Raw genomic sequence first — 25,911 nt, 5'->3', positions numbered from 1 at the left:
CGCTTCAAAGGCGCCTCGCCCGTTTGTGTTACAGCGCGATGGACATCTCTCGCATCGCGTCATCCCAATAGAGGATCAAAGTGGCTCGCAAGACTCCTATCGAGCGCTACCGTAACATCGGTATTAGCGCTCACATCGACGCCGGCAAAACGACGACGACCGAGCGCATTCTGTTCTACACGGGCGTGAACCACAAGATTGGTGAAGTTCACGACGGCGCTGCCACCATGGACTGGATGGAGCAGGAACAGGAGCGCGGCATCACGATTACTTCCGCTGCTACCACGGCATTCTGGAAGGGCATGGCGGGCGACCGCGCCGAACACCGCATCAACATCATCGACACCCCGGGTCACGTCGACTTCACGATTGAAGTCGAGCGCTCGATGCGCGTGCTCGACGGCGCGTGCATGGTGTACTGCGCTGTAGGCGGCGTGCAGCCCCAGTCGGAAACCGTGTGGCGTCAGGCTAACAAGTACAAGGTTCCCCGTCTCGCGTTCATCAACAAGATGGACCGTACCGGCGCGAACTTCTTCAAGGTCTACGACCAGCTCAAGCTGCGTCTGAAGGCGAACCCGGTTCCGGTCGTCGTGCCTATCGGCGCGGAAGAGAACTTCACGGGCGTCGTCGATCTGATGAAGATGAAGGCGATCATTTGGGACGACGCGTCGCAAGGCACCAAGTTCTCGTACGAAGACATCCCGGCAGAGCTCGTCGACACATGCAACGAATGGCGTGAAAAGATGGTCGAAGCCGCGGCGGAAGCGAACGAAGACATGATGAACAAGTACCTCGAGTCGGGTGAGCTGACCGAAGAGGAAATCATCAAGGGTCTGCGCGATCGTACGATCGCTTGCGAAATCCAGCCGATGCTGTGCGGCACCGCGTTCAAGAACAAGGGTGTGCAGCGCATGCTGGACGCCGTGCTCGACTTCCTGCCGTCGCCGATCGACATCCCGCCGGTTACCGGCGAGCTGGAAAACGGTGAAAAGGGTGAGCGCCGCGCTGCTGACGACGAAAAGTTCTCGGCACTGGCGTTCAAGATCATGACCGACCCGTTCGTCGGCCAACTGATCTTCTTCCGTGTGTACTCTGGCGTTGTGAATTCGGGCGACACCCTGCTGAACGCGACCAAGGACAAGAAGGAACGTCTGGGCCGTATTCTGCAGATGCACGCGAACCAGCGCGAAGAAATCAAGGAAGTGCGCGCAGGCGACATCGCCGCTGCGGTCGGCCTGAAGGACGCGACCACGGGCGACACGCTGTGCGATCCGACGAGCCCGATCGTGCTCGAGCGCATGGTTTTCCCGGAACCCGTGATTTCGCAGGCTGTTGAGCCGAAGACGAAGCCGGACCAGGAAAAGATGGGTCTGGCCCTGAACCGTCTGGCGCAGGAAGATCCGTCGTTCCGCGTTCAAACGGACGAAGAATCGGGTCAAACCATTATTTCGGGCATGGGCGAGCTCCACTTGGAAATTCTGGTCGACCGGATGAAGCGTGAGTTCGGCGTTGAAGCAACGGTTGGCAAGCCGCAGGTGGCTTACCGCGAAACGATTCGCGGCAAGGCGGAAGACGTTGACGGCAAGTTCGTCAAGCAGTCGGGTGGTCGCGGCCAGTACGGTCACGCGGTCATCACGCTCGAGCCGAACGAGCAAGGCAAGGGCTACGAGTTCCTGGACGAGATCAAGGGCGGTGTGATTCCGCGTGAATACATCCCGGCAGTCGACAAGGGTATCCAGGAAACGCTGAAGGCCGGCGTGCTGGCGGGCTTCCCGGTCGTGGACGTGAAGGTTCACCTGACGTTCGGTTCCTACCACGATGTCGACTCGAACGAAAACGCGTTCCGCATGGCCGGTTCGATGGCGTTCAAGGAAGCGATGCGCAAGGCACAGCCGGTCATCCTCGAACCGATGATGGCTGTCGAAGTCGAAACGCCGGAAGACTACATGGGCAACGTGATGGGCGACCTCTCTGGCCGTCGCGGTATTGTTCAGGGCATGGATGACATGGTTGGCGGCGGCAAGATCGTTCGCGCCGAAGTGCCGCTGTCGGAAATGTTCGGCTACTCGACGTCTCTGCGTTCGCTGACGCAAGGCCGTGCAACGTACACGATGGAGTTCAAGCACTACGCTGAAGCTCCGCGTAACGTGTCGGAAGCGATCATCAACGCGAAGTCGAAGTAATCGCGCGGCAAAGTCATTCAACGATTAACTTTCTGAAAGAAGAGAAACATGGCTAAAGGTAGATTCGAGCGGACCAAGCCGCACGTGAACGTGGGCACGATCGGTCACGTTGACCACGGCAAGACCACGTTGACGGCAGCGATCACGACGGTCCTGACGCAGAAGTTTGGCGGCGAAGCGAAGGCGTACGACCAGATCGACGCGGCGCCGGAAGAAAAGGCGCGTGGCATTACCATCAACACCGCGCACGTCGAGTACGAAACGGCTAACCGCCACTACGCACACGTCGACTGCCCGGGCCACGCAGACTACGTGAAGAACATGATCACGGGCGCGGCGCAGATGGACGGCGCAATCCTGGTGTGCTCGGCTGCCGACGGCCCGATGCCGCAAACGCGTGAGCACATCCTGCTGGCGCGTCAGGTTGGCGTTCCGTACATCATCGTGTTCCTGAACAAGTGCGACATGGTGGACGACGCCGAGCTGCTGGAACTCGTCGAGATGGAAGTTCGCGAACTTCTGTCGAAGTACGACTTCCCGGGCGACGACACGCCGATCATCAAGGGTTCGGCCAAGCTGGCGCTGGAAGGCGACAAGGGCGAGTTGGGTGAGGTAGCGATCATGAACCTGGCCGATGCGCTGGACACGTACATCCCGACGCCGGAGCGCGCGGTTGACGGTGCGTTCCTGATGCCGGTGGAAGACGTGTTCTCGATCTCGGGTCGCGGCACGGTGGTGACGGGTCGCGTCGAGCGCGGCGTGATCAAGGTTGGCGAGGAAATCGAGATCGTCGGTATCCGCGCAACGGCCAAGACGACCTGCACGGGCGTGGAAATGTTCCGCAAGCTGCTCGACCAGGGTCAGGCAGGCGACAACGTTGGTATCCTGCTGCGCGGCACGAAGCGTGAAGACGTGGAGCGTGGTCAGGTTCTGGCCAAGCCGGGTTCGATCAACCCGCACACGCACTTCACGGCTGAAGTGTACGTGCTGAGCAAGGACGAAGGCGGCCGTCACACGCCGTTCTTCAACAACTACCGTCCGCAGTTCTACTTCCGTACGACGGACGTGACCGGCTCGATCGAGCTGCCGAAGGACAAGGAAATGGTGATGCCGGGCGACAACGTGTCGATCACGGTGAAACTGATCAACCCGATCGCGATGGAAGAAGGTCTGCGCTTCGCAATTCGCGAGGGTGGCCGTACGGTCGGCGCTGGTGTCGTCGCCAAGATCATCGAGTAAAATCGACGATTGCTGTAGCAGTCTGTAGCGCCCGGGCTCGGGCACTCGCTCTGCGCGAGCGTCCGAGCCTACGTTCTTTTTCTAATCGGCGGTGCAATATCGCCTCGCTCTTTTCAAGGAATTTGTCATGCAGAACCAGAAAATCCGCATTCGCCTGAAGGCTTTCGACTATCGCCTGATCGACCAATCGGCAGCTGAAATCGTCGATACGGCAAAGCGGACTGGCGCGATTGTTCGTGGTCCCGTACCCCTGCCGACCCGCATTCAACGCTTCGACATCCTGCGTTCGCCGCACGTCAACAAGACGTCGCGTGACCAGCTCGAAATCCGCACCCACCAGCGTCTGATGGACATCGTTGACCCGACGGACAAGACCGTCGACGCGCTCATGAAGCTGGATCTCCCGGCTGGCGTGGACGTTGAAATCAAGCTGCAGTAAGGCTTCCAGCCCTTGCCCGGCCACCCGGGCAACGCTAAGTCATTGATTGCTTGCGGAAAACGAAAAGGCTCGCTATACTGTTGAGCTTTTCGCGCATTTGCGTAAAAAAGTCGGCGTCCTGCAGCATGGTTTCATGCCCGAAGCGGTGCCGGCATTTTGTAAATTAGCCCCGACCAATCGCAGTCGGGAATGGAGAAAACGATGAGCCTTGGACTCGTAGGTCGCAAGGTTGGCATGACCCGTATCTTCACGGCTGAAGGGGATTCAATTCCCGTCACCGTGCTGGACGTGTCCGACAACCGCGTGACGCAGATCAAGACTGTTGAAACCGACGGCTACACGGCCGTGCAGGTTGCCTTCGGTACGCGCCGTGCATCCCGCGTGACGAAGCCGTTGGCAGGTCATCTCGCCAAAGCCGGTGTTCAAGCCGGTGAAATCCTCAAAGAATTCCAGGTCGATGCCGCTAAGGCTGCCGAACTGTCGAGCAGCGCCGTGGTTGGTCCCGAGCTGTTCGAAGTGGGCCAGAAGGTCGACGTGCAAGGCGTGTCGATCGGTAAAGGCTACGCCGGTACCATCAAGCGTTATAACTTCTCGTCTGGCCGTGCATCCCACGGTAACTCGCGCTCGCACAACGTGCCGGGCTCGATCGGTATGGCGCAGGATCCGGGTCGTGTTTTCCCGGGTAAGCGCATGACCGGTCACATGGGTGATGAGAAGGTAACGGTGCAAAACCTCGAAATCGCTCGTATCGATGCTGACCGCAAGCTGCTGCTGGTCAAGGGCGCCGTTCCGGGTGCGAAGGGTGGCAAGGTATTCGTTACGCCGGCCGTGAAGACGCGTGCCGTGAAAGGAGCGAAATAATGGAACTTAAGCTCCTGAATGCCAATGGTCAGGAAAGTGCAGGCGTTAGCGCGTCGGACGTCGTGTTCGGCCGCGACTACAACGAAGCCCTGATTCACCAGGTGGTGGTTGCGTACCAGGCGAATGCCCGTAGCGGCAACCGCGCGCAGAAGGATCGTGAGCAGGTCAAACACACGACCAAGAAGCCGTGGCGCCAGAAGGGTACGGGCCGCGCCCGTGCCGGTATGTCGTCGAGCCCGCTGTGGCGCGGCGGTGGCCGTATTTTCCCGAATTCGCCGGAAGAAAACTTTTCGCACAAGGTCAACAAGAAGATGCATCGTGCAGGTCTCTGCTCGATCTTCTCGCAGTTGGCCCGCGAAGGCCGCATCTCGGTGGTCGACGAGTTGACGCTCGAAGCGCCGAAGACGAAGCTGCTGGCCGAAAAATTCAAGGCGATGGGTCTCGATTCCGTGCTGGTGATTACCGACACGGTTGACGAAAACCTGTACCTCGCGTCGCGCAACCTCGCCCACGTGGCGGTTGTGGAGCCGCGTTACGCCGACCCGCTGTCGCTGATCTACTTCAAGAAGATCCTGATCACGAAGGCTGCGGTCGCCCAGATCGAGGAGTTGCTGTCATGAGCGAGATTCGCAAGAACGATCATCGTTTGATGCAGGTCCTGCTCGCGCCGGTGGTCTCCGAAAAGGCGACGCTGGTGGCCGACAAGAACGAACAGGTTGTGTTCGAAGTCGCGCCGGATGCCACGAAGCAGGAAGTGAAAGCTGCAGTCGAGCTGCTGTTCAAGGTGGAAGTCGATTCCGTCAACGTGCTGGTCGCGAAGGGCAAAGCCAAGCGCTTTGGTCGCTTCATGGGCAAGCGCAAGGACGTGAAGAAGGCGTACGTCTGCCTGAAGCCCGGCCAGGAAATCAACTTTGAAGCGGAGGCCAAGTAATCATGGCAATCGTGAAAGTTAAGCCGACTTCGCCGGGTCGCCGCGCGATGGTCAAGGTGGTCAACAAGGAACTGCACAAGGGCAAGCCGTTCGCAGCGCTGCTCGACACGCAGTCGTCGACCGCCGGCCGTAACAACAACGGTCACATCACCACGCGTCACAAGGGTGGTGGTCACAAGCATCACTATCGTGTCGTCGACTTCCGTCGCACGAAGGATGGTATTCCCGCAAAGGTCGAGCGTCTCGAGTACGACCCGAACCGTAGCGCGAACATCGCGCTGGTTCTGTACGCAGACGGCGAGCGCCGCTACATCATCGCTCCGAAGGGTATTACCGTCGGTCAACAGCTGATGTCGGGTTCGGAGGCGCCGATCCGCGCAGGTAACACGCTGCCGATCCGCAACATCCCGGTCGGTACGACGATTCACTGCATCGAAATGCTGCCGGGCAAGGGCGCGCAAATGGCGCGTTCGGCGGGTACGTCGGCGATGCTGCTGGCTCGCGAAGGCATCTACGCGCAGGTTCGTCTGCGTTCGGGCGAAATCCGCCGCGTTCACGTTGAATGCCGCGCAACGATCGGTGAAGTAGGCAACGAAGAGCATAGCCTCCGTCAAATCGGTAAGGCTGGTGCGAACCGCTGGCGCGGTATCCGCCCGACGGTGCGTGGCGTTGCAATGAACCCGGTCGACCACCCGCACGGTGGTGGCGAGGGCAAGACTGCGGCAGGCCGCGATCCGGTGAGCCCGTGGGGCACGCCGACGAAGGGCTATCGCACCCGCAGCAACAAGCGCACGACGAGCATGATCGTCCAGCGCCGTCACAAGCGTTAAGGAGTAGGCAATGGCACGTTCTATTAAGAAAGGTCCGTTCTGCGACGCCCATTTGCTGAAGAAGGTTGAGGCGGCTGCAGCATCGCGTGACAAGAAACCGATCAAGACCTGGTCGCGTCGCTCGACGATCCTGCCGGACTTCATCGGCCTGACGATCGCCGTTCACAACGGCCGTCAACACGTTCCGGTGTATGTCACGGAAAACATGGTCGGCCACAAGCTTGGCGAGTTCGCACTGACCCGTACGTTCAAGGGACACGCGGCCGACAAGAAGGCCAAGAAATAAGGGGCAATCAAGATGGAAGTGAAAGCAATTCATCGCGGTGCCCGCATCTCGGCGCAGAAAACGCGCCTTGTGGCTGACCAGATCCGCGGTTTGCCGGTCGACAAGGCGCTGAACGTTCTGACATTCTCGCCGAAGAAGGCTGCGGGGATCGTGAAAAAGGTCGTGCTGTCGGCGATCGCGAATGCGGAGCACAACGAAGGCGCCGATATCGACGAGCTCAAGATCAAGAGCATCTACGTCGACAAGGCAGCATCGCTGAAGCGTTTCACCGCGCGCGCTAAAGGCCGCGGTAACCGCATCGAGAAGCAATCCTGTCACATCACTGTGACGGTCGGGAATTAAGGGGCCATACGATGGGACAGAAAATTCATCCGACTGGCTTCCGTTTGGCCGTCAGCCGCAATTGGGCTTCGCGTTGGTACGCGAACAACAACAATTTCGCGGCGATGTTGCAGGAAGACATCGGTGTTCGGGAATACCTGAAGAAGAAGCTGAAGAACGCGTCCGTCGGCCGCGTTGTGATCGAGCGTCCTGCAAAGAACGCGCGTATCACGATTTTCAGCTCGCGTCCGGGTGTCGTGATCGGCAAGAAGGGTGAAGACATCGAACTGCTGAAGTCCGAGCTGCAAAAGCGCATGGGCGTTCCGGTTCACGTCAACATCGAAGAAATCCGCAAGCCGGAAACGGACGCGCAACTGATCGCTGATTCGATCACGCAACAGCTCGAGCGCCGGATCATGTTCCGCCGCGCGATGAAGCGTGCGATGCAGAACGCGATGCGTCTGGGTGCTCAAGGCATCAAGATCATGAGCGCTGGCCGTCTGAACGGTATCGAAATCGCCCGTACGGAATGGTATCGCGAAGGTCGCGTGCCGCTTCATACGCTGCGTGCGGATATCGACTACGCAACGTCGGAAGCAAAGACGACGTACGGCATCATCGGTGTGAAGGTGTGGGTCTACAAGGGCGACACGCTCGGCCGCAACGACGCACCGGTGGTCGAAGAAGTCGCCGAAGAAAAGCGTCCGCGCCGCAACGCACGTCCGGGTGGCGATCGCCGTCCGCGTCGTGATGGTGAAGGTGGTGGCCCGGCAGGTGCACGCCGTGGCGCTCCCCGACGTGCTGGCGGTGCCGGCGGCGACGGGAAGACTGGAGAATAACGATGCTGCAACCGAAACGCAGAAAGTATCGCAAAGAGCAGAAAGGTCGTAACACCGGCGTTGCTACCCGCGGCAACGCGGTGTCGTTCGGTGAGTTCGGCCTGAAGGCTGTCGGTCGTGGCCGTCTGACCGCGCGCCAGATTGAAGCGGCGCGTCGTGCAATGACGCGTCACATCAAGCGCGGTGGCCGCATCTGGATCCGGATTTTCCCGGACAAGCCGATCTCGACCAAGCCGGCGGAAGTGCGTATGGGTAACGGTAAGGGTAACCCGGAGTACTACGTCGCTGAGATTCAACCGGGCAAGATGCTGTACGAAATGGACGGCGTAACCGAAGAACTGGCGCGCGAAGCGTTCCGTCTGGCTGCAGCGAAGCTGCCGCTGAAGACGACGTTTATCGTGCGTCAGCTCGGCGCCTAAGGAGCAAATGATGAAGGCTTCCGAACTTCACCAGAAAGATCAGGCCGCGCTCAACAAGGAGCTGTCGGACCTGTTGAAGGCGCAATTTGGCCTGCGCATGCAACTCGCGACCCAGCAGCTCACGAACACGAGCCAGCTGAAGAAGGTCCGTCGCGACATCGCGCGTGTGCGGACCGTCCTGACTGAGAAGGCGAACCAGAAATGAACGATAGCGTAAAAAACTCGCTCAAGCGGACGCTGGTCGGCAAGGTCGTCAGCAACAAGATGGACAAGACGGTTACCGTGCTGGTCGAGCACCGCGTGAAGCACCCGATCTACGGCAAGTACGTCGTGCGGTCGAAGAAGTACCACGCGCATGACGACGCGAACACGTACAACGAGGGCGACCTCGTTGAAATCCAGGAAACTCGTCCGATTTCGAAGACGAAGGCTTGGGTTGTGGCTCGCCTGGTCGAGGCTGCTCGCGTCATCTAATGTCGCAAAGCTGTAGAAGTAGTTGAAATCGCAGTAAGTTTCGCTTGCAAGACCGAGATTATTTGATATACTCTCGGTCTTCCCTCTTTGTGGGAGCCCCGTCGCGGGCGAAGTTGGTGGGGGAAGCGGTTCGGGCGCCAGCCTAGACCGAAGGATTCACCGGATTGCGATGGCGGGTTTCGTTTGCCGTCGCTGCTGTTCTAACCCAAGCAGCCGATCGGCTGACGGGACCAAGACTGACCGGGAAGCGCCATGGTGGTGTGACCGGATTAAGTTGGGAAAGATAAACCATGATCCAGACCGAAACTCGGCTTGAAGTGGCCGACAACACGGGTGCACGTGAAGTCATGTGCATCAAGGTGCTCGGCGGCTCGAAGCGTCGTTATGCCAGCATTGGCGACATCATCAAGGTGACTGTCAAAGAGGCAACGCCGCGCGGGCGCGTGAAGAAAGGCGAAATCTACAACGCCGTGGTGGTTCGCACCGCCAAGGGCGTGCGTCGTCAGGACGGCTCGCTGATTAAGTTCGACGGCAACGCGGCTGTGTTGCTCAACACCAAGCTCGAACCGATCGGTACCCGTATTTTTGGGCCTGTCACGCGCGAGTTGCGTAGCGAACGATTCATGAAGATCGTTTCGCTGGCGCCTGAAGTGCTGTAAGGAGTCGCGATGAACAAGATTCGCAAGAGTGACGAAGTTATCGTCATCACCGGCAAAGATAAGGGCAAGCGTGGCGTGGTGCTGGCCGTTCACGGCGAGACCGTCACTGTCGAGGGCATCAACCTCGTCAAGAAGCACGTCAAGCCGAACCCGATGAAGGGTACGACGGGCGGCGTGGAAGCCAAGACGATGCCGCTGCAAATTTCGAACGTCGCATTGGTGGACGCGAATGGCAAGCCATCGCGTGTAGGCATCAAGGTCGAAGGGGGCAAGAAGGTCCGTTTCCTGAAGACGACCGGTGCCGTACTGAGCGCCTGACGCTGCGGAGTAAAAAATGGCTCGTTTGCAAGAGTTTTACAAAGAGAAGGTTGTACCCGGCCTCATCGAGAAGTTCGGTTACAAGTCCGTGATGGAAGTGCCGCGCATCACCAAGATCACCCTGAACATGGGCCTTGGCGAAGCCGTCGCTGACAAGAAGATCATCGAAAACGCCGTTGGCGATCTGACGAAGATCGCGGGCCAGAAGCCGGTGATCACGAAGGCACGCAAGGCAATCGCTGGCTTCAAGATCCGTCAGGGCTATCCGATCGGTGCAATGGTCACGCTGCGTGGCCAGGCAATGTACGAATTCCTGGACCGTTTCGTGACGGTTGCGCTCCCCCGTGTGCGCGACTTCCGTGGCGTGTCGGGCAAGGCGTTCGATGGTCGCGGCAACTACAACGTCGGTGTGAAAGAGCAGATCATTTTCCCCGAAATCGACTACGACAAGATCGACGCACTGCGTGGGCTGAACATCAGCATCACGACGACTGCGAAGACTGACGACGAAGCAAAGGCTCTGCTCGCCAGCTTCAAGTTCCCGTTCAGAAACTGAGGTTACCGTGGCTAAACTGGCACTGATCGAACGTGAAAAGAAGCGTGCTCGCCTCGCCGCCAAGTACGCTCCCAAGCGTGCAGCATTGAAGGCAATCATTGGCGATACGAGCAAGTCGGAAGAAGAGCATTACGCAGCACGCCTGGAACTGCAGCAACTGCCGCGAAACTCTAACCCGACCCGTAAGCGCAACCGTTGCGCAATTACCGGTCGTCCGCGCGGCACGTTCCGTAAATTCGGGCTGGCGCGTAATAAGATTCGCGAAATCGCGTTCCGCGGCGAGATCCCTGGCCTGACCAAGGCGAGCTGGTAATAGGAGAAACATAAATGAGCATGAGTGATCCTATCGCCGATATGCTGACTCGCATCCGCAATGCGCAGATGGTCGAGAAGGTTTCGGTGACTATGCCCTCGTCGAAAGTCAAGGTTGCGATTGCGCAGGTCCTGAAGGACGAAGGTTATATCGACGATTTCGCAGTGAAGTCCGAAGGTGCGAAGTCGGAATTGAACATCGTGTTGAAGTATTACGCTGGCCGTCCGGTCATCGAGCGCATTGAACGCGTCTCGAAGCCTGGTCTGCGTGTGTACCGCGGCCGTAACGACATCCCCGTGGTCATGAATGGCCTGGGCGTGGCAATCGTGTCGACGCCGAAGGGCGTGATGACGGACCGCAAGGCACGTGCAACGGGCGTTGGCGGCGAAGTCATCTGCTATGTCGCTTAAGGCCGAAAGGAGAGAAACATGTCTCGAGTAGGTAAGAGCCCAATCGCGCTGCAAGGCGCGGAAGTGGCCCTGAGCGCCGACAGCATTACTGTCAAGGGTCCGCTGGGTACGATTTCGCAGGCTGCCAACAGCCTCGTGAAGGTAGTGAACGACAGCGGCACGCTGAAGTTCGAGCCGGTCGATGAAAGCCGCGAGGCGAATGCGATGTCGGGCACGATGCGCGCGCTGGTTGCGAACATGGTGTACGGCGTGACGAAGGGTTTCGAGCGCAAGCTGACGCTGGTTGGCGTCGGTTACCGCGCACAAGCGCAAGGCGACAAGCTGAACCTGTCGCTGGGTTTCTCGCACCCGGTGGTGCACCAGATGCCGGCTGGCGTCAAGGCAGAAACCCCGTCGCAAACCGAAATCGTGATCAAGGGGATCAACAAGCAACAAGTCGGTCAAGTCGCTGCAGAAGTGCGCGGCTACCGTCCGCCGGAGCCCTACAAGGGCAAGGGCGTGCGTTACGCCGATGAGGTTGTGATCCTCAAAGAAACGAAGAAGAAGTAAGGGTGCGCAATCATGGATAAGACTCAATCTCGCCTGCGCCGCGCTCGTCAGACGCGTATCAAGATCGCTGAGCTGCAGGTCGCGCGTCTCGCCGTGCATCGCACGAACACGCACATCTATGCGCAAGTGTTCTCGCCGTGCGGCACCAAGGTGCTCGCTAGCGCGTCGACGCTCGAAGCCGAAGTGCGTGCGCAACTGGCCGATCAATCGGGAAAGGGCGGCAACGTTGCTGCTGCCACCCTGATCGGCAAGCGCATTGCAGAAAAGGCTAAGGCTGCCGGCATCGAATCCGTCGCCTTCGACCGTTCGGGTTTCCGTTACCACGGCCGCGTGAAAGCGCTGGCTGACGCGGCGCGCGAAGCCGGACTCAAGTTCTAAGGGAAGAATTCGTCATGGCAAAGATGCAAGCTAAAGTTCAGGCTGACGAACGCGACGACGGCCTTCGTGAAAAAATGATCGCGGTTAACCGCGTGACCAAGGTCGTGAAGGGGGGCCGTATTCTCGGCTTCGCTGCACTGACCGTGGTTGGCGACGGTGATGGCCGCGTCGGTATGGGCAAGGGCAAGGCGAAGGAAGTGCCGGTCGCTGTCCAGAAGGCGATGGAACAGGCTCGCCGCAACATGTTCAAGGTGCCTTTGAAGAACGGTACCTTGCAACACGAAGTGCACGGTAAGCACGGCGCATCGACGGTCCTCCTCGCTCCGGCGAAGGACGGTACCGGCGTGATCGCGGGCGGCCCGATGCGCGCCGTGTTCGACGTGATGGGCGTGCAGAACGTTGTGGCCAAGAGCCACGGCTCGACGAACCCGTACAACCTCGTTCGTGCGACGCTCGATGGCCTGCGCAAGCAGTCCACGCCGGCCGACATCGCTGCGAAGCGTGGCAAGTCCGTCGAAGAAATTCTGGGCTAAAGGTGGACACCATGTCTGATAAAACTGTCAAGGTCCAGCTCGTCAAGAGCCTGATCGGCACCCGTGAATCGCACCGTGCAACGGTGCGTGGCCTGGGCCTGCGCCGACTCAACTCGGTTAGCGAGTTGCAGGATACGCCGGCTGTGCGCGGCATGATCAACAAGGTTTCGTACCTCGTTAAGGTCATCAGCTAAGCGGCTGACCAGGACTCAAGGAGTTGATAATGGAATTGAATAACCTGAAGCCGGCCGAAGGCGCGAAGCACGCAAAGCGCCGCGTTGGTCGCGGCATCGGCTCCGGCCTCGGCAAGACCGCTGGCCGTGGTCACAAGGGTCAGAAGTCGCGTTCGGGCGGCTTTCACAAGGTTGGCTTTGAAGGCGGTCAAATGCCGCTGCAACGTCGCCTGCCGAAGCGTGGCTTCACCTCGCTGACGAAGGAATTCGTCGGTGAAGTACGTCTCTCGGATCTGGAGAAGCTGCCGGTCGACGAAATCGATCTGCTGGCTCTCAAGCAAGCCGGCCTCGTCGGCGAGCTGATCCGTAGCGCCAAGATCATTGCAACGGGCGAGCTCAAGCGCAAGGTCGTTGTGAAGGGTCTGGGTGCGACGAAGAGCGCACGTGCTGCTATCGAGGCAGCCGGTGGCTCTTTTGCCGAGTAACGCGCAAGTTAATTGCCGTCACTAGCACTTGCATCGGAGAAGGTACTTGGCTAACAGCCCGAGTCTCGCAAAACCCGGTCGCAGCGCGGCGAAGTTTGGCGATCTGCGCCGGCGAGCAGTGTTCCTGCTGCTGGCGCTAGTCGTCTACCGTATCGGCGCGCATATTCCGGTGCCGGGTATCGACCCGGACCAACTGGCGAAACTGTTCCAAAGCCAGTCGGGCGGCATCCTTGGCATGTTTAACATGTTCTCGGGTGGCGCACTTTCGCGGTTCACGATTTTCGCGCTGGGGATCATGCCGTACATTTCGGCGTCGATCATCATGCAGTTGCTGGCGATTGTTTCGCCGCAGCTCGAAGCGCTGAAAAAGGAAGGGCAGGCAGGTCAGCGAAAGATTACGCAGTACACGCGGATCTTCACGGTTGTGCTGGCGACGTTCCAGGCGTTCGGTATTGCCGTCGCTCTGGAAAATCAGCCGGGCCTCGTGATCGATCCGGGGATGGTTTTCCGCTTGACGACGGTCGTGACGCTGGTGACCGGCACGATGTTCCTGATGTGGCTGGGTGAGCAGATCACGGAGCGCGGGCTTGGCAACGGTATCTCGATCATCATATTCGGCGGTATTGCGGCGGGTTTCCCGAACGCAATCGGTGGTCTCTTTGAACTGGTGCGAACCGGCTCGATGAGCATCATCTCGGCGATTATCGTCGTCGCGCTGATTGCTGCTGTGACCTATCTGGTGGTGTTCATCGAACGCGGCCAGCGCAAGATACTTGTGAATTATGCGAAGCGGCAGGTGGGCAACAAGATTTACGGCGGCCAGTCTTCGCATTTGCCGCTGAAGCTGAATATGTCGGGCGTGATTCCGCCGATCTTCGCATCGTCGATCATTCTCTTCCCGGCAACTATCCTGAACTGGTTCAGTTCGGGTTCGCGTACCAGCTGGTTCGCAGACACGTTGCACAACGTTGCCGAAGCCCTGAAGCCCGGTCAACCGGTGTACGTGTTGCTGTACGCGCTGGCGATCGTCTTCTTCTGCTTCTTCTACACTGCACTGGTGTTTAACAGCAGGGAAACGGCCGACAACCTGAAAAAGAGCGGCGCTTTCGTCCCAGGTATCCGCCCGGGCGATCAGACGGCGCGATATATCGACCGCATCCTCACGCGTTTGACGCTTGCCGGTGCGATCTACATCGTGTTCGTTTGCCTGCTGCCTGAATTTCTGGTGCTACGCTGGAACGTGCCGTTTTATTTTGGTGGAACGTCGCTGCTGATCATTGTCGTCGTCACAATGGATTTCATGGCGCAGGTGCAGTCGTACGTTATGTCGCAACAGTATGAATCGCTGCTGAAGAAAGCTAATTTCAAAGGCGGCGGCGTCCCGATGCGTTGAAAGGACTTATGGCCAAAGACGATGTTATCCAGATGCAGGGCGAAGTAATCGAGAACCTGCCTAATGCTACCTTCAGGGTGAAGCTGGAAAACGGCCATGTCGTGTTGGGACACATATCCGGCAAAATGCGGATGCACTACATCCGGATCTTGCCGGGCGACAAGGTGACGGTTGAATTGACGCCTTACGATCTGTCGCGTGCGCGGATCGTGTTCCGGGCGAAGTGATTTGAAAAAAGGGTAATATCATGAAAGTGATGGCATCGGTTAAGCGCATTTGCCGCAATTGCAAGATCATCAAGCGCAAAGGCGTTGTGCGCGTGATTTGCAGTTCTGATCCGCGCCACAAACAGCGTCAAGGCTGAACGCCGCGCTTTTGCTTGCGCTTTTTGTTTGAGGAAAAACAATGGCTCGTATCGCAGGGGTTAACATCCCGAATCACCAGCATACTGAAATCGGCCTGACGGCTATTTACGGTGTCGGTCGCACGCGCTCGCGCGACATTTGCGTCGCTGCTGGTGTGGCATTTTCGAAGAAGGTCAAAGACCTGACTGACGCAGACCTCGAAAAGCTGCGTGAAGAAGTCGGCAAGTTCATCGTTGAAGGCGATCTGCGCCGTGAAACGACGATGAACATCAAGCGCCTGATGGATCTCGGCTGCTATCGTGGCGTGCGGCATCGTAAGGGTCTGCCCCTGCGCGGCCAGCGTACGCGTACGAATGCCCGTACGCGCAAGGGTCCGCGTCGTGCAGCGCAATCGCTGAAGAAGTAAGCGGAACTGACAGTTACAGGAAAACGTAATGGCTAAGGCTTCGAACAACTCCGCGGCGCAACGCGTTCGCAAGAAGGTCAAGAAGAACGTCGCCGAGGGCGTGGTTCACGTTCACGCGTCGTTCAACAACACCATCATCACGATCACCGACCGTCAAGGCAACGCGCTTGCCTGGGCAACGTCGGGCGGTCAGGGCTTCAAGGGTTCGCGTAAGTCGACTCCGTTTGCAGCTCAGGTCGCAGCTGAATCAGCTGGCCGCGTGGCGATGGAATACGGCGTGAAGAACCTCGAAGTGCGGATCAAGGGCCCCGGTCCTGGCCGGGAATCGGCGGTGCGCGCGCTGCATGGTCTTGGCATCAAGATCACCGCGATCTCCGACGTGACGCCGGTCCCGCACAACGGCTGCCGTCCGCCGAAGCGTCGTCGTATCTAAGACGCTGGTATTTCGAGCGCCTGTTGCCGCCTTGCGCGGTGGCGGGCTGCGCGCGTTATTGAATTGACTAAGCCCACCGTTCGACTCAAAGGGTTCGGACTAGCGCGAGTGGAAGCATTCGCGTGACAAATCACAGAAGGAATCAACGTGGCACGTTATATCGGCCCCAAGGCCAAGCTGTCTCGCCGTGAAGGCACTGACCTCTTCCTGAAGAGCGCGCGCCGTTCGCTCGCTGACAAGTGCAAGCTTGACAGCAAGCCCGGCCAGCACGGCCGTACCTCGGGCGCACGTACGTCCGACTATGGCACTCAGCTGCGCGAGAAGCAAAAAGTAAAGCGTATCTACGGTGTCCTCGAGCGCCAGTTCCGTCGCTACTTCGCTGAAGCAGACCGCCTGAAGGGCAACACGGGTGAGAACCTGCTGCAACTGCTCGAATCGCGTCTGGACAACGTCGTGTATCGCATGGGCTTTGGCTCGACGCGTGCTGAAGCACGTCAGCTCGTTGGCCACAAGGCAATCACGGTGAACGGCGTCGTGACGAACATCCCGTCGATGCAAGTGAAGGCGGGGGACGTCGTCGCCGTGCGCGAACAGAAGCGCAAGCAGGCTCGCATCATTGAGGCGCTGTCGCTCGCTGAGCAAGGCGGCATGCCGAGCTGGGTCGCGGTCGACGCGAAGAAGTTCGAAGGTACCTTCAAGCAGAAGCCGGAACGCAGCGACATCGCTGGCGACATCAACGAAAGCCTGATCGTCGAATTGTATTCGCGGTAATCGGATTGACGGCCGGGGCGCCCTGATTGCGTTGCGCAAGGGGGCGTCTCGGCTGTTTATTTTCAGGTTGTTACCGGTCAGCCTTATCGGTGTAACGAGCCGAGGGTATTGAAAAGGAAAACCTATGCAAACCAGTTTGTTGAAGCCCAAGATTATTGCAGTTGAATCGCTTGGCGAAAGCCACGCGAAAGTGGTCATGGAGCCGTTTGAACGCGGTTATGGCCACACCTTGGGCAACGCGCTTCGGCGCGTGCTGTTGTCGTCGATGGTGGGCTATGCCCCGACCGAGGTGACGATTGCAGGCGTCGTGCACGAGTATTCGACGCTCGACGGTGTGCAAGAGGATGTGGTCAACCTGTTGTTGAACCTGAAGGGCGTCGTCTTCAAGCTGCATAATCGTGACGAAGTGACGGTTACGCTGCGGAAGGAAGGCGAAGGCGTGGTCACGGCCGGCGATATCGAACTCGCACACGATTGCGAAGTCATCAATCCCGATCACGTGATTGCGCATCTGTCGAAGGGCGGCAAGCTCGACGTGCAGATCAAGGTCGAAAAGGGCCGCGGCTATGTGCCGGGCAATGTGCGTCGTTACGGTGAAGAGTCGGCCAAGATCATCGGCCGGATCGTGCTGGACGCCTCGTTTTCGCCGGTTCGTCGCGTGAGCTACGCGGTCGAAAGCGCTCGCGTCGAGCAGCGCACCGACCTCGACAAGCTCGTGATGAACATCGAGACCAACGGTGTGATTTCGCCGGAAGAAGCGATCCGACAATCGGCGCGCATTCTGGTCGATCAGTTGTCGGTGTTCGCGGCGCTGGAAGGTACCGAAGCAGCGGCGGAAGCGCCGTCGCGCGCACCGCAGATCGATCCGATCCTGTTGCGTCCGGTCGATGATCTCGAACTGACGGTTCGTTCCGCGAACTGCCTGAAGGCCGAGAACATCTACTACATCGGCGACCTGATCCAGCGTACCGAGAACGAACTGCTCAAGACTCCGAATCTGGGCCGCAAGTCGCTGAACGAGATCAAGGAAGTTCTGGCATCGCGTGGGCTGACGCTCGGCATGAAGCTCGAAAACTGGCCGCCGGCTGGTCTCGACAAGTAAGCGGACAACTCGGTCGGGTGTGACCGCGAATTGCACCGCTGTACTGTACTGTACTGGCAAAGGCGCGGATTTTCCTTTAAAATCCGCGTCTTGTCTTTTGTCACTACCGGCCCGTGCGCTCACTGTTTGTAGTCGATGCTGCAGAACGAGTGCGATAGAAGAGCTGGACCAAAACTTTGAACTGAAGGAATTAACATGCGTCACCGTCATGGTCTGCGGAAACTGAACCGCACGAGCAGCCACCGTTTGGCAATGCTCCGTAACATGTCCAACTCGCTGATCGAGCACGAAGTCATCAAGACCACGCTGCCGAAGGCCAAGGAACTTCGTAAAGTCGTCGAGCCGCTGATCACGCTCGGCAAGAAGCCGTCGCTCGCAAACCGTCGTCTGGCGTTCAACCGCCTGCGCGATCGTGACTCGGTCACGAAGCTGTTCGACGTGCTCGGCCCGCGCTACGCAAACCGTCCGGGCGGCTACCTGCGCGTGCTGAAGTTCGGCTTCCGCGTTGGTGACAATGCGCCGATGGCACTGGTCGAACTGCTCGACCGTCCGGAAGTTGAAGAAACGGAAGTGCAAGAAGCTGAGTAAGCTTTCTGCTTCGACAAAAAGCCAGGCGCATCGCCTGGCTTTTTTGTTTTCTGCGGCGGATTTTTCATTGATAGCGAAAGCCGCTTCGCAGTGACCAAATGTCGCGGCCGCACCGCGTGGTGCCCTGCAGGGCGACAGGGCCAGGTGATACGATATCGGGATCGAAATCCTGCGCCGCCGGAGCTTGGTGTGAATGTGACCTTGGTGCTGACAACGGTGCCGGATGCGGCCGGCGCTCAAAAGCTCGCAGCCGACGCGCTCGCCGCTCGCCTTTGCGCGTGCGTCACCCAGCTATGCAGCGTGCAGTCGAGCTATCACTGGCAGGGCGCGATCGAAACCGCGCAGGAAATCCAGCTGCTGTTCAAGACCAGCGCCGCTCGCGCGCTCGAACTGGAGCAATACATTCAGGCTCACCATCCCTACGGCACGCCGGAAATCCTCTCATGGCAAGCGACGGCCTCCGCCGCCTACGGCCAGTGGATCACTGCTGAAACCCAACGCCCTGTTCATGTTTAACGGTCTCGACCGGCGCGCGCGCGCTGCGCTGCGCACCGCATTCTTTCTACTCGGCTGCGTGTTCCTCGCGCAAGTCGCCACGCTCGCGCGCGCCGCGGACGACTTCCTCGACCCGTCCGTCGCGTTCCGGTTCAGCGCGACCGAGGCCCCCGGCCAAGTCGTCGTCACCTACAAGATTGCGGACGGGTACTACATGTACCGCGAGCGCTTCGCGTTCGCGACCCGCAACGGCACGGCGACGCTTGGCGAGCCTGAACTGCCAGGCGGTCATGTGAAGTTCGATCAGACATTCAACAAGAATGTCGAGACGTATCGCAACGAGCTGACGATTCGTATTCCGGTCAAGCAGGCTGCCGGACCGTTCGATCTTGCGGTGACGTCGCAGGGCTGTGCCGACGCGGGCATCTGCTACCCCCCGATGGAGCGCGTGTACCACGTGAGCAGCGAGGCGCTGCAGCTGGCTGGCAGCGGGGCGGCGACCCCAACCGCGCAACAATCCGCCGCCACTGACGACGAACCTTGGTACGAACGCGCCACCAGCGCCGATTACGCGCAGTCGCTGCTGCAGCGTGGCGGTTTTTTTGCGATCGTCGGGCTTTATTTCGTTGCCGGCGCCATTCTGAGCTTGCTGCCGTGCTCGTATCCGATGATTCCGATTCTGTCGGCGATCATCATCGGTGAGGGAGCGCGCGTCACGCGCAGGCGTGGCTTCGCGCTGTCGCTCGCGTATGTAGTCGGGATGGCGCTCGTGTACACGGTGCTGGGTGTCGTGGCGGCACTCGTCGGGCAGAGTCTCGGCGCATGGCTGCAGAACCCGTGGGTGCTCGGCGCGTTCGGCGGCCTTCTGACGATTTTCGCGCTGCTGCTGATCGCCGGTGTGGATCTCGAACTGCCGCCGCGCTGGCGCGATCGCATGTCGAGCGCGTCAGCGGGACGCTCGGGTGGCAAATTTACCGCGGTCGCCGTAATGGGCGCGCTGTCGGCGCTGGTGGTCGGCGCCTGCATGACCGCGCCGCTTTTTGCGGTGCTCGCGTTCATCGCGCATACCGGCAACGCCGTGCTCGGTGGCGCGGCACTGTTCTCGATGGGCATCGGGCTCGGGCTGCCGCTGCTGATCATTGGCCTCGGCGCGGGTACACTGCTGCCGCGCGCGGGCAAGTGGATGGACAGCGTAAAAGTGTTCTTTGGCGTCGTTCTGCTGGCCGCGGCGCTGTGGATTGTTTGGCCGGTGCTCGGCGGGGCGGCGTCGATGCTGTTGAGCGCCCTCTGGCTGCTGATCGCCGCGGTTGCGCTCGGCCTGTTTTCCAAGTCGGTTGCAGGCGCCTCGATATGGCACCGGCTTGGGCGGGCGGTCGGCGTCGTGATGGCGGTTTGGGCAGCCGCGCTTCTAGTTGGCCTCGCGGCGGGATCGTTGGATCCGCTGCGACCGCTGGCGGTGCTCGCGGCTCGCGTCGGCAATCAGGCGAGCATCGCGAAGGATGGCTCCAGCGCGGCCGCGCCGGCGCCGCAAAGCGATTTGACGTTCGCGCCGGTACGTTCATCGGATCAGCTCGACCAGGCCGTCAAAACGGCGGCGCAGCCAGCCATGCTCGATTTTTACGCGGACTGGTGCGTGAGCTGCAAGGAGATGGAGAAATTCACCTTCAGAGACCCGCGCGTTCAGGCGAAGCTGAAGCAGATGAATCTGCTGCGCGCCGACGTCACTGCGAACAATACCGACGACCAGGCGCTGCTCAAGCGCTTCAATCTGTTCGGGCCGCCGGGGATTATTTTTTTCGATCAGGGTGGCAAGGAAGTGTTGCGGGAGGTCGGCTACGAATCGGCGGATAAATTCCTGCGCACACTGGATCGGGCGAGTGCATCGGGGGTGTAATCGAAGGCCGCGGGGCGTTGCAAGACCGCCGCTTCGCAAACGGCAGCACAAAAAACGGAGGCGAAACCCTAAGGTTCGCCTCCGTTTTTTTCTCGATGGCCGCGCGCTAAACCGCGCCTGGCTTACTTCTGCGAACGCAGGATCTTCGCGGCATCCAGCGCGAAATACGTCAGCACGCCGTCCGCGCCTGCACGCTTGAACGCGAGCAGCGATTCCATCATCACCTTGTCGTGATCGAGCCAGCCATTCTGCGCGGCGGCCTTCAGCATGGCGTATTCGCCGCTTACCTGGTACACGTAGGTGGGGAACTGGAACTCGTCCTTCACGCGACGCACGATGTCCAGATACGGCATGCCCGGCTTGACCATCACCATGTCCGCGCCTTCGTTGATGTCGGCCTGCACTTCGCGCAGCGCCTCGTTGGAATTTGCCGGGTCCATCTGGTAGGTCATCTTGTTGCTCTTGCCGAGGTTCGTCGCGGAACCGACGGCATCGCGGAACGGGCCGTAGAACGCCGAAGCGTACTTCGCCGCGTACGCCATGATGCGCGTGTGGATGTGGTCCTCGCTCTCGAGCATTTCGCGGATCGCACCAATGCGTCCGTCCATCATGTCCGACGGCGCGACGATGTCGACGCCGGCTTCCGCCTGCGCACGAGCCTGCTCGACGAGGATCTCGACGGTTTCGTCGTTGATCACGTAGCCGGCTTCGTCGAGCACGCCGTCCTGACCATGGCTCGTATACGGATCGAGCGCCACGTCGGTGAGCACGCCGAGCTCCGGAAAATTCTTCTTCAACTCACGCACCGCGCGCGGGATCAGGCCCGCCGGGTTGGCCGCTTCACGGCCTTCGGGTGTTTTCAGCGAGGGCTCGATCGCGGGAAACAGAGACAACACCGGCACGCCCAGTTCGACGCACTGCCCGGCGACGCCCATCAGCAGATCGACCGACACACGTTCGACGCCCGGCATCGACGGCACGGCTTGCCGCACGTTGGTTCCCTCGACGATGAACACGGGGTAAATCAGATCGTTGGTCGTGAGGATGTTTTCGCGCATCATGCGACGCGAGAAGTCGTCACGGCGCATGCGGCGCGGACGGTAGTGCGGGTAGAAGCTCATATCGAATCGAAGATCGTGGATAGGTGGAGTGGACAAATAGCACCTGACTCCGCTCCCGGAAACTTTTCGAGACAATGGTATATCATACCGATCGAGCAAGGCGCCTAGCGCTGACCTCCCCGCTTCTCCTCCCTGAGCGGGTGCCTGTCGTTTTTCGATTAGGCTGTTTGACCCGCCGTTCAAGCGGCGGGTTTTTTTATGCGCGGCCGCAAACGCGCTCTGACGCGGGTTTTACAGGCATATCACGCGTGCCGCGGGATTCCTGCATTGATATGCGTTCAGCCCGCGGCCGGCGTTTCGCCTGTTTCGCCCGCTGCCTCCGGGATCAGCCAGCTCTCGATCAGCTCATGCGCTTCATCGAGCCCCGTTCGCTTGAGCGCCGAAAACAGTTGCGCGGTGAGTTCGCCGCGATAGCCCGCAGCCCGATATTCGGCCAGTCCCTTCTGCGCGGTGCGCAACGCGTTCGTGCTTTCCTGGCGCGTCAATTTGTCGCATTTGGTGAGCAGCGTGTGGATCGGCTTGCCGGTCGGCGCGAACCACTCGATCATGCGCCGATCGAGATCCGTCAGAGGGCGGCGCGAATCCATCATGAGGATCATGCCGCGCAGTTGCGAGCGTGATTGCAGATACGTGGACAGCAGCGCTTCCCAGTGCGCCTTCGCCGCACCCGGCACTTCCGCATAACCGTAGCCCGGCAGGTCGACCAGATAGGCGGTCGGCTCATCCGCCTTGCCAACCGAAAAATAATTGATGTGCTGCGTGCGGCCAGGCGTCTTACTTGCGAATGCAAGTCGCTTCTGATTGCAGAGCACGTTGATCGCGGTCGATTTGCCCGCGTTCGAGCGTCCCGCGAAAGCGATCTCGGGCTGCGCGGTGGCCGGCAGGTCGCGCAGATGATTGACGGTGGTATAGAAGCGGGATTCGTGGAGCAGGAAGGGCATGGTGGAAGCCAGATTGGAGAAGCTGCGGAGCCCGCAGCGGGAACGGGGTCAAGCCCGACTGGCGTCTAAGCGATTAGCGAGTTATTGTACAATACGATGGTTTACTGAAAACCTTAGGAGGCCGCCCCACGTGCCTTGGCGGCTCCTGGCGGTCACTCGGTCGCCGTCGTCGTACTTTGCAGAACATCTAAAATCCCACAAGACGAGACAGGGTGTGCGAATGAATCGACTGTGCAAGACTCTGATGGTGCTTCATGTAACGGCAGGTCTTTCAGGTTTGGCAATTCAGGCACGAGCAGCAGATCCGGCAAAGCCGGACATCAATCGGGGGCAGGCAATCGCGGTACAGGTATGCGCGTCATGTCACGGCGCAGACGGCAACAGTGCCGGCGGCGCATACCCGAAACTGGCGGGCCAGCATCCTGAGTACCTCGTCAAGCAGCTCAGAGATTTCAAGGTGCAGCCGGGCGCCAAACAGGCCGCGCGCAACAATGCGATCATGGCGGGCATGGCCGCCGCGCTTTCCGATCAGGACATGATCAACGTCGCGGCTTACTTCTCGACGCAGACGCCCAAGCCAGGCTATGCGCACAACAAGAAGACCGTCGCGGTGGGGCAGCAGATCTATCGCGGTGGGATTGCCGACCGCGGGGTGCCGGCCTGCGCGGCCTGTCACGGGCCCACGGGGCAGGGCATTCCGATCCAGTATCCACGCCTGTCGGGGCAGTGGGCCGAGTACTCGGTGACGCAATTGACCGCGTTCACGCAAGGTCCGGGCGCTCGTAATAACAACGACGCGATGCATGCGATAGCATCGCGTCTGTCGGACAACGAAATCAAAGCGGTTGCCGACTACATCGCGGGCCTGCATTAAGCGCTTCGTCCGCGCAAATCCAACCGGCCCGGCGAGGCCGGTGAAAAACAAGAAAAGGGTGAGGGTGTCGTCGCTACGACAGCCCGTCACCCTTTTTTGCTGTTCAGTCGGAGTTTGAATGAGCGTCACCACGTCGGGTCTGCAGTCGAAGTCGGGCAATCGCGTCATGCGCAGCGCCATCGAGCTCCTGAGCTCGATGCGTTTCGCCATTGCGCTGCTCGTCATTCTGTCGATCGCCAGCATCATCGGTACCGTCCTCACGCAGGACGATCCGTATCCCAACTACGTCAACCAGTTCGGTCCGTTCTGGGCGGACATCTTCCGCGCGCTGAGCCTCTACACGGTGTACAGCTCGTGGTGGTTCATGCTGATTCTCGGCTTCCTGATGGTGTCTGTGTCGCTCTGCGTGATCCGAAATGCGCCGAAGATGGTCGCCGACGTGAAGAGCTGGAAGGACAAGGTTCGAGAAGGCAGCCTGCGCGCGTTCCATCACAAGGGTGAGTTCGTGGTGCACGGCACGCGCGCGCAGTCGGCAGCGGTGCTCGCAAGGTTGTCGGCGAAGCTCGGCTACAAGTTCGTCACGCGCGAGTCGGACGGCGCGACGTTGATCGCCGCGAAGCGTGGCGCGCTGACGAAGTTCGGCTACATCTTCGCGCACCTCGCAATCGTCGTGATCTGCCTCGGCGGCCTGCTCGACAGCAATCTGCCGATCAAGCTGCAAATGTGGCTGTTCGACAAGTCGCCGATCAACTCAAACACGGTGATCAACGAGATTTCGCCCGAGCATCGGCTGTCGCAATCGAACCCGACGTTCCGCGGCTACGCGTGGGTACCCGAAGGGCAGCACGTGTCGACCGCGATCCTGAATCAGCCCAATGGTTCGCTGATCCAGGACCTGCCGTTTTCGATCGAGCTCAACAAGTTCATCGTCGATTACTACTCGACCGGCATGCCGAAGCTGTTCGCGAGCGACATCGTCGTGATCGATCACAAGACCGGCGCGCGCGTGCCGGCGCGCGTCGAGGTCAACAAGCCGTTCGAATACGACGGCGTGTCGATTTATCAATCGAGCTTCCAGGACGGCGGCTCGCAGATGCAGATGACTGCCTTCCCGATGTCCGGCCCGAGTGCAAAGCCCGCGCCGTTTGGCGGCACGATCGGCGGCAGCGCGCCGTTGAGCTCGGCCACGCCGCTGGCCGATGGCCAGAGCGTCGAATTCACCGACTTCCGCGCGATCAACGTCGAAAACATCTCGAACGGCAACGGGCAGAACGATGCGCGCGGGGTTGTCGCGCAGCACTCGCTGAAGGAAGCGTTCGACGAGCGCCTCGGCTCCGGCGCGAAAACGTCGAAGCCGCTCGATCTGCACAACGTCGGCCCGTCGGTGCAGTACAAGATTCGCGGCAAGGATGGCCAGGCGCGCGAATACAACAACTACATGCTGCCCGTCGACGTGAACGGCGAGAAAATGTTCCTCGCCGGCATGCGCTTGAATCCCGACGACCCGTTCCGCTATCTGCGAATTCCCGCCGATAGCGGCGGCACGCTCAAGGAATGGATGAATCTGCGCGCCACGCTGGAAGACCCTAACCAACGGGCCATCGCCGCTCATCAATTCGCGCAGCGTTCGGTGCCGGGTTCAAATGCGGAGTTGCAGCAACATCTGGAGGAAAGCGCCTTGCGGGTGCTGACCCTTTTTGCGGGCGCCGACAGCAGCATGAAGATGCCGAATGGCGAAACGCTCGGCGGCTTCCAGGCGGTCGCTGGGTTTATCGACCGCTCGGTACCGAAGGGCGAGCAGGAAAAGGCCGCGGGCCTGCTGCTTCGCATGCTCGAAGGCGTGACGTGGGACTTGTGGCAACTGTCGCGCCAGCGGCTCGGCGAGCCCGCCGCGCCGGCCGATGCGGACACGAGCCGCTTCATCCAGAGCTCGCTTAATGCGATTTCCGACAGCTTTCTGTATGGATCGCCGGTCTATTTGCAGCTTGACTCATTCAAGCAGGTGCAAGCTTCGGTATTTCAGTTGACGCGCGCGCCGGGCAAAAAAGTCGTGTATCTTGGCAGCCTGCTTCTCGTATTGGGCATCTTCTCGATGTTCTACGTTCGCGAACGGCGTCTGTGGTTCTGGCTCAAGGACACGGACCACGGCACGAGCGTCGTAATGGCGATGTCGAGCGCGCGTAAGACGCTAGACTTCGAGAAAGAGTTCGTCCAGACGCGGGCCGCCGTGAGCGCCGCACTGGGCGCGAAACTCATCGAAGCAGCCGATGCCAGCCCGGCCGGTCAGGCCGCCGCTGCGTCGGCAAGCTCACAGGATTCGACCCGGTAAGAT

Annotated in this window: 37 protein-coding genes; 35 read left to right on the top strand and 2 right to left on the bottom strand. The window is 59.9% G+C overall.

What is annotated here, in order from left to right:
• Positions 1-80: 80 nt before the first annotated feature.
• The 33 genes from fusA (at position 81) to dsbD (ending at position 20,643) form a co-directional block, all read left to right on the top strand.
• Entirely contained in the window at positions 81-2,183 is a 2,103-nt protein-coding gene (fusA, locus tag F6X40_RS18870; RefSeq protein WP_090802169.1) for an elongation factor G, read from the top strand.
• A 48-nt stretch (positions 2,184-2,231) separates the two neighbouring features.
• Positions 2,232-3,422, top strand: a complete 1,191-nt coding sequence (gene tuf / locus F6X40_RS18865) for an elongation factor Tu (RefSeq protein WP_187628828.1) — start codon at positions 2,232-2,234, stop codon at positions 3,420-3,422.
• 127 nt (positions 3,423-3,549) lie between these two features.
• A complete protein-coding gene (gene rpsJ, locus F6X40_RS18860) occupies positions 3,550-3,861 on the top strand; it encodes a 30S ribosomal protein S10 (protein WP_006998489.1) in 312 nt (103 codons plus the stop codon).
• A gap of 201 nt (positions 3,862-4,062) precedes the next feature.
• Positions 4,063-4,722: a 50S ribosomal protein L3 gene (rplC, locus tag F6X40_RS18855; RefSeq protein WP_187628827.1), complete on the top strand. Its 660-nt coding sequence runs from the start codon at positions 4,063-4,065 to the stop codon at positions 4,720-4,722.
• A complete protein-coding gene (gene rplD, locus F6X40_RS18850) occupies positions 4,722-5,342 on the top strand; it encodes a 50S ribosomal protein L4 (protein WP_090802165.1) in 621 nt (206 codons plus the stop codon). The genes rplC and rplD overlap by 1 nt, the downstream gene beginning before the upstream one ends.
• Complete coding sequence (rplW, locus tag F6X40_RS18845; RefSeq protein WP_008923345.1) at positions 5,339-5,653, top strand: 50S ribosomal protein L23; 315 nt, start codon at positions 5,339-5,341, stop codon at positions 5,651-5,653. Before rplD ends, rplW begins: the two co-directional genes overlap by 4 nt.
• A 2-nt stretch (positions 5,654-5,655) precedes the next feature.
• Complete coding sequence (gene rplB / locus F6X40_RS18840; RefSeq protein WP_018420149.1) at positions 5,656-6,483, top strand: 50S ribosomal protein L2; 828 nt, start codon at positions 5,656-5,658, stop codon at positions 6,481-6,483.
• Between the two features lie 10 nt (positions 6,484-6,493).
• Positions 6,494-6,769 (top strand): 30S ribosomal protein S19, encoded by a 276-nt coding sequence (gene rpsS, locus F6X40_RS18835; protein WP_006998484.1) that lies wholly within the window; start codon positions 6,494-6,496, stop codon positions 6,767-6,769.
• A 12-nt stretch (positions 6,770-6,781) separates the two neighbouring features.
• Positions 6,782-7,111, top strand: coding sequence for a 50S ribosomal protein L22 (gene rplV / locus F6X40_RS18830; protein WP_004199272.1), 330 nt, complete (start codon positions 6,782-6,784; stop codon positions 7,109-7,111).
• 11 nt (positions 7,112-7,122) lie between these two features.
• Positions 7,123-7,929 carry a 30S ribosomal protein S3 gene (gene rpsC, locus F6X40_RS18825; RefSeq protein ID WP_012434570.1) on the top strand — a complete coding sequence of 269 codons (807 nt, stop codon included), beginning with the start codon at positions 7,123-7,125 and terminating at the stop codon, positions 7,927-7,929.
• 2 nt (positions 7,930-7,931) lie between these two features.
• The gene (gene rplP, locus F6X40_RS18820) at positions 7,932-8,348 is read left to right on the top strand and encodes a 50S ribosomal protein L16 (RefSeq protein WP_008923342.1); all 417 of its coding nucleotides are present in this window, start codon (positions 7,932-7,934) and stop codon (positions 8,346-8,348) included.
• Positions 8,349-8,358: 10 nt separating this feature from the next.
• Entirely contained in the window at positions 8,359-8,553 is a 195-nt protein-coding gene (gene rpmC / locus F6X40_RS18815; protein ID WP_007180130.1) for a 50S ribosomal protein L29, read from the top strand.
• Complete coding sequence (gene rpsQ / locus F6X40_RS18810; RefSeq protein ID WP_184052225.1) at positions 8,550-8,822, top strand: 30S ribosomal protein S17; 273 nt, start codon at positions 8,550-8,552, stop codon at positions 8,820-8,822. Before rpmC ends, rpsQ begins: the two co-directional genes overlap by 4 nt.
• A 290-nt stretch (positions 8,823-9,112) precedes the next feature.
• Positions 9,113-9,481 (top strand): 50S ribosomal protein L14, encoded by a 369-nt coding sequence (gene rplN, locus F6X40_RS18805; RefSeq protein ID WP_006998478.1) that lies wholly within the window; start codon positions 9,113-9,115, stop codon positions 9,479-9,481.
• 9 nt (positions 9,482-9,490) lie between these two features.
• Positions 9,491-9,799, top strand: a complete 309-nt coding sequence (gene rplX, locus F6X40_RS18800; protein WP_184035555.1) for a 50S ribosomal protein L24 — start codon at positions 9,491-9,493, stop codon at positions 9,797-9,799.
• 16 nt (positions 9,800-9,815) lie between these two features.
• Entirely contained in the window at positions 9,816-10,355 is a 540-nt protein-coding gene (rplE, locus tag F6X40_RS18795) for a 50S ribosomal protein L5 (protein ID WP_090802163.1), read from the top strand.
• Positions 10,356-10,362: 7 nt separating this feature from the next.
• Positions 10,363-10,668: a 30S ribosomal protein S14 gene (rpsN, locus tag F6X40_RS18790; RefSeq protein ID WP_090802162.1), complete on the top strand. Its 306-nt coding sequence runs from the start codon at positions 10,363-10,365 to the stop codon at positions 10,666-10,668.
• 14 nt (positions 10,669-10,682) lie between these two features.
• Positions 10,683-11,078, top strand: a complete 396-nt coding sequence (gene rpsH / locus F6X40_RS18785) for a 30S ribosomal protein S8 (protein ID WP_006052216.1) — start codon at positions 10,683-10,685, stop codon at positions 11,076-11,078.
• A gap of 18 nt (positions 11,079-11,096) precedes the next feature.
• Entirely contained in the window at positions 11,097-11,627 is a 531-nt protein-coding gene (gene rplF / locus F6X40_RS18780; protein WP_187628826.1) for a 50S ribosomal protein L6, read from the top strand.
• Positions 11,628-11,639: 12 nt separating this feature from the next.
• Positions 11,640-12,005, top strand: coding sequence for a 50S ribosomal protein L18 (rplR, locus tag F6X40_RS18775; protein WP_008923336.1), 366 nt, complete (start codon positions 11,640-11,642; stop codon positions 12,003-12,005).
• 14 nt (positions 12,006-12,019) lie between these two features.
• A complete protein-coding gene (gene rpsE, locus F6X40_RS18770; protein ID WP_075303262.1) occupies positions 12,020-12,538 on the top strand; it encodes a 30S ribosomal protein S5 in 519 nt (172 codons plus the stop codon).
• An 11-nt stretch (positions 12,539-12,549) separates the two neighbouring features.
• Positions 12,550-12,732 carry a 50S ribosomal protein L30 gene (rpmD, locus tag F6X40_RS18765; protein WP_008923335.1) on the top strand — a complete coding sequence of 61 codons (183 nt, stop codon included), beginning with the start codon at positions 12,550-12,552 and terminating at the stop codon, positions 12,730-12,732.
• Positions 12,733-12,761: 29 nt separating this feature from the next.
• A complete protein-coding gene (gene rplO / locus F6X40_RS18760; protein WP_018420156.1) occupies positions 12,762-13,196 on the top strand; it encodes a 50S ribosomal protein L15 in 435 nt (144 codons plus the stop codon).
• Positions 13,197-13,242: 46 nt separating this feature from the next.
• Positions 13,243-14,589 (top strand): preprotein translocase subunit SecY, encoded by a 1,347-nt coding sequence (gene secY, locus F6X40_RS18755; RefSeq protein WP_013090753.1) that lies wholly within the window; start codon positions 13,243-13,245, stop codon positions 14,587-14,589.
• An 8-nt stretch (positions 14,590-14,597) separates the two neighbouring features.
• A complete protein-coding gene (gene infA / locus F6X40_RS18750; RefSeq protein ID WP_004521905.1) occupies positions 14,598-14,816 on the top strand; it encodes a translation initiation factor IF-1 in 219 nt (72 codons plus the stop codon).
• A gap of 20 nt (positions 14,817-14,836) precedes the next feature.
• A complete protein-coding gene (gene rpmJ, locus F6X40_RS18745) occupies positions 14,837-14,953 on the top strand; it encodes a 50S ribosomal protein L36 (RefSeq protein ID WP_004199844.1) in 117 nt (38 codons plus the stop codon).
• A gap of 41 nt (positions 14,954-14,994) precedes the next feature.
• Positions 14,995-15,360, top strand: coding sequence for a 30S ribosomal protein S13 (rpsM, locus tag F6X40_RS18740; protein WP_013589830.1), 366 nt, complete (start codon positions 14,995-14,997; stop codon positions 15,358-15,360).
• 28 nt (positions 15,361-15,388) lie between these two features.
• Positions 15,389-15,793 (top strand): 30S ribosomal protein S11, encoded by a 405-nt coding sequence (gene rpsK / locus F6X40_RS18735; RefSeq protein WP_006052224.1) that lies wholly within the window; start codon positions 15,389-15,391, stop codon positions 15,791-15,793.
• Positions 15,794-15,940: 147 nt separating this feature from the next.
• The gene (gene rpsD / locus F6X40_RS18730) at positions 15,941-16,564 is read left to right on the top strand and encodes a 30S ribosomal protein S4 (RefSeq protein ID WP_013090752.1); all 624 of its coding nucleotides are present in this window, start codon (positions 15,941-15,943) and stop codon (positions 16,562-16,564) included.
• A 124-nt stretch (positions 16,565-16,688) separates the two neighbouring features.
• A complete protein-coding gene (locus F6X40_RS18725) occupies positions 16,689-17,666 on the top strand; it encodes a DNA-directed RNA polymerase subunit alpha (RefSeq protein ID WP_007730697.1) in 978 nt (325 codons plus the stop codon).
• 195 nt (positions 17,667-17,861) lie between these two features.
• Positions 17,862-18,254 carry a 50S ribosomal protein L17 gene (gene rplQ, locus F6X40_RS18720; RefSeq protein WP_013090750.1) on the top strand — a complete coding sequence of 131 codons (393 nt, stop codon included), beginning with the start codon at positions 17,862-17,864 and terminating at the stop codon, positions 18,252-18,254.
• Between the two features lie 189 nt (positions 18,255-18,443).
• Entirely contained in the window at positions 18,444-18,770 is a 327-nt protein-coding gene (gene cutA / locus F6X40_RS18715; RefSeq protein ID WP_187628825.1) for a divalent-cation tolerance protein CutA, read from the top strand.
• A complete protein-coding gene (dsbD, locus tag F6X40_RS18710; protein ID WP_187628824.1) occupies positions 18,763-20,643 on the top strand; it encodes a protein-disulfide reductase DsbD in 1,881 nt (626 codons plus the stop codon). Before cutA ends, dsbD begins: the two co-directional genes overlap by 8 nt.
• A gap of 122 nt (positions 20,644-20,765) precedes the next feature.
• Here the strand turns inward: dsbD and hemB are convergent, their stop codons facing one another.
• Both hemB and yihA read right to left on the bottom strand, forming a co-directional pair.
• Positions 20,766-21,764: a porphobilinogen synthase gene (hemB, locus tag F6X40_RS18705; RefSeq protein WP_184065475.1), complete on the bottom strand. Its 999-nt coding sequence runs from the start codon at positions 21,762-21,764 to the stop codon at positions 20,766-20,768.
• A gap of 278 nt (positions 21,765-22,042) precedes the next feature.
• The gene (gene yihA, locus F6X40_RS18700; protein WP_018420165.1) at positions 22,043-22,705 is read right to left on the bottom strand and encodes a ribosome biogenesis GTP-binding protein YihA/YsxC; all 663 of its coding nucleotides are present in this window, start codon (positions 22,703-22,705) and stop codon (positions 22,043-22,045) included.
• 220 nt (positions 22,706-22,925) lie between these two features.
• Between yihA and F6X40_RS18695 the strand changes: the two genes are divergently transcribed.
• Together F6X40_RS18695 and F6X40_RS18690 are read left to right on the top strand one after the other, a co-directional pair.
• On the top strand, positions 22,926-23,579 hold the full coding sequence (locus tag F6X40_RS18695) for a c-type cytochrome (protein WP_187628823.1): 654 nt from the start codon (positions 22,926-22,928) through the stop codon (positions 23,577-23,579).
• Positions 23,580-23,697: 118 nt separating this feature from the next.
• Positions 23,698-25,908, top strand: coding sequence for a cytochrome c biogenesis protein ResB (locus F6X40_RS18690; RefSeq protein WP_187628822.1), 2,211 nt, complete (start codon positions 23,698-23,700; stop codon positions 25,906-25,908).
• Positions 25,909-25,911: the final 3 nt, after the last annotated feature.

It is taken from the genome of Paraburkholderia sp. UCT31 (assembly GCF_014397655.1).
GTDB lineage: Bacteria > Pseudomonadota > Gammaproteobacteria > Burkholderiales > Burkholderiaceae > Paraburkholderia > Paraburkholderia tuberum.
This window is presented reverse-complemented; position numbering and strand designations above follow the sequence as displayed.